Below are 2903 nucleotides of genomic sequence, written 5' to 3' on the forward strand. Positions count from 1 at the left end.
GCCATTATGCAGGACTACCGTTTCACTTTTCTCGGCTATGTCGATTGGCTGGGTGGGCTTTACGGCATGTTGAGCGAAGGCGTGGCGCAGCCATCGTTGTTTGAACGGCTGTTTTGCAACATCTTTGCCGCACCCGAAGCCGTGAAAATCGAATTGTTCCGCTATCCGGAAAACATGGGGCTGTGCCTGTTTGGCGACAGCAGTTTCTGCCTGCAAGCCTCGGCCAAGCTATTCAGTGTCGGCGTTAATATTTCACACGATATGTTTGCCGTCGTCCATCTGCAAACCGACCGTTGGCACGCGTTTAAGAATACCTTTCATCACGACGCGCCCAAACTGCAAGGCCAAGTGCGGATTATCGACGGCGATCAAACCCAAAGATTGCTGTTCAACCGACTGTGCATCCAGCAAGCCCATGAAGCCGTATTCGGCCAAAGCCCTAATATCAAAGATTATTTAGAGGCCGTCTGAAACCCCAAACCAGAAGAAAGCATATGAAAATCACGCCAATCCAAGCCCTAAACGACAACTACATCTGGATGATTCAAGAAGGCAACCATGCTGCCTGCGTCGATCCGTCCGATGCCACGCCCGTTTTGAAATTCCTCGTCCACAACCGCCTGATGCTGGCGCAAACATGGATTACCCATCCGCATCCCGACCATACCGGCGGCGCAAAAAGCCTGTTCCACGGCTTTTTAGAATCCCCAATCTATGGCGAAAGTGACATCGACGTAGCGACGCATACCGTCACCGCAGGTACGCAGTTCCCGTTTGGCGAAGGCTTGGTTACCGTTTGGGCAACCCCCGGCCATACCGACCGCCACATCAGCTATCTGCTGGAAAATTCAGACGGCCTGCACGTTTTCTGCGGCGATACCTTGTTCTCCGCTGGTTGCGGCCGCGTATTTACCGGCACAATCGAGCAGCTTTACGACAGCTTCCACCGATTCAACCAGCTGCCCGAAGAAACGCTGTTTTATCCGGCGCACGAATACACCGCCTCCAATCTGCGCTTTGCCCAGCATATCGAGCCGGACAATGCCGACATTCAGACGGCCTTGGCCGCAGCCGAACACACGCCGACACTGCCCGTCAGCCTGGCACACGAACGCAAAGTCAATCCATTTTTCCGCGTACACCTGCCCCAAGTTCAGGCACGCGCCGAAGAATTGAGCGGACGAAAATTAAACAGCGAACTCGAAGTCTTCGCCGCCTTGCGTGAATTAAAAAATCAATTTTAATTGGGCTTACTCCCTAAAGAATAAGGCCGTCTGAACAATATCTGTTCAGACGGCCTTTATTTTTTAGGGATTATTCCCATTCAATCGTGGCAGGCGGTTTGCCGCTGACATCATAAACCACGCGGTTGATGCCTTTGACTTCGTTGATGATGCGGTTGGACACTCGACCAAGCAGCGAGTATGGCAGCTCAGCCCAGTGGGCAGTCATAAAGTCGCTGGTAATCACGGCACGCAAAGCTACGACATAATCGTAAGTACGGCCGTCGCCCATTACGCCGACGGATTTCACAGGCAGGAATACGGCAAAGGCTTGGCTGGTCAGATCGTACCAAGATGTGCCGTTTTCATCGGTAGTATTGCGCAATTCTTGAATGAAAATATCGTCTGCTTGACGGAGCAAGTCGGCGTATTCTTTTTTCACTTCGCCCAAGATACGCACACCCAAACCTGGGCCCGGGAACGGATGACGGTACACCATTTCACGCGGCAGACCCAAAGCGACGCCCAATTCGCGTACTTCGTCTTTGAACAAGTCGCGCAACGGCTCAAGCAATTTGAGCTTCATGTTTTCAGGCAGGCCGCCGACATTGTGGTGGGATTTGATGGCATGGGCTTTTTTGGTTTTCGCGCCTGCGGATTCGATTACGTCAGGGTAAATCGTACCTTGCGCCAACCATTTGGCGTTAGTGAGTTTTTTCTCTTCAGCGTCAAATACTTCGATAAATTCCGCACCGATGATTTTGCGTTTTTTCTCCGGATCGGTCACGCCGGCAAGTTTCGCCAAAAACTGCTCTTCGGCATCAACGTGAATCACGCGTACTCCTAAGTTGCGGGCAAACATGTCCATCACCATTTTGCCTTCGTTCAAACGCAACAGACCGTGGTCAACAAACACGCAGGTCAGTTGGTCGCCGATGGCACGATGAATCAGCGCGGCCGCTACGGAAGAGTCCACGCCGCCGGACAAACCTAAAATCACTTCGTCGCTGCCGACTTGTTCGCGGATTTTGGCAACGGCTTCTTCGATGTAGTTCGGCATGGTCCAGCTTGGTTGTGCGCCGCAAATATCCAAGACAAAGCGGTTTAACAACGCGCGACCTTGTTTGGTGTGGGTCACTTCAGGGTGGAATTGGATGCCGTAGAATTGTTTCTCAGCGTTTTCCATCATGGCAATTGGGCAAGACGGGGTGTCGCCGATAACAGAGAAGCCGGTAGGCAGTTTGGAAACTTTATCGCCATGGCTCATCCATACGTCGAGCGTGTTGGGCGTATCGTCTTGAATGCCGCGTGTCAGCTCACTGTCGATGGTTTTAACTTGCGCATAACCGAATTCGCGTTGGTTGCCCGGGCTAACTTCGCCGCCCAAGTGGTGCGCCATAAATTGCATGCCGTAGCAGATGCCCAAAACCGGAATGCCCAAATCAAAGATGCCGGTATCGGCTTGATAGTCGGATTCGTAAACGGAATTAGGGCCGCCAGAGAGGATGATGCCTTTCGGGTTGAAGGCTTTGATTTCTTCCAAAGGCATATCGAAAGAATGCAGTTCGCAGTAAACGTGGGCTTCGCGCACGCGGCGGGCGATCAGCTGGGTAACTTGCGAGCCGAAGTCGAGAATAAGGATTTTGTCTTGAGTCATGGCGGAAACTTTGCAAAATGTAA

At 52.2% G+C, this 2903-nt stretch carries 2 protein-coding genes and 1 pseudogene; 2 read left to right on the forward strand and 1 reads right to left on the reverse strand.

Annotated features, from left to right (window positions below; all coding sequences use genetic code 11):
* A pseudogene (locus tag ACTHUE_RS14475) lies at positions 1 to 471 on the forward strand (hypothetical protein); the annotation flags it as partial.
* A gap of 23 nt (positions 472 to 494) precedes the next feature.
* Positions 495 to 1244 carry a hydroxyacylglutathione hydrolase gene (gene gloB, locus ACTHUE_RS14480; protein WP_107791879.1) on the forward strand — a complete coding sequence of 250 codons (750 nt, stop codon included), beginning with the start codon at positions 495 to 497 and terminating at the stop codon, positions 1242 to 1244.
* 70 nt (positions 1245 to 1314) lie between these two features.
* Here the strand turns inward: gloB and guaA are convergent, their stop codons facing one another.
* A complete protein-coding gene (gene guaA, locus ACTHUE_RS14485) occupies positions 1315 to 2880 on the reverse strand; it encodes a glutamine-hydrolyzing GMP synthase (protein WP_107791878.1) in 1566 nt (521 codons plus the stop codon).
* Between the last annotated feature and the right edge of the window lie 23 nt (positions 2881 to 2903).

This window comes from Neisseria sp. P0021.S005, assembly GCF_051956955.1.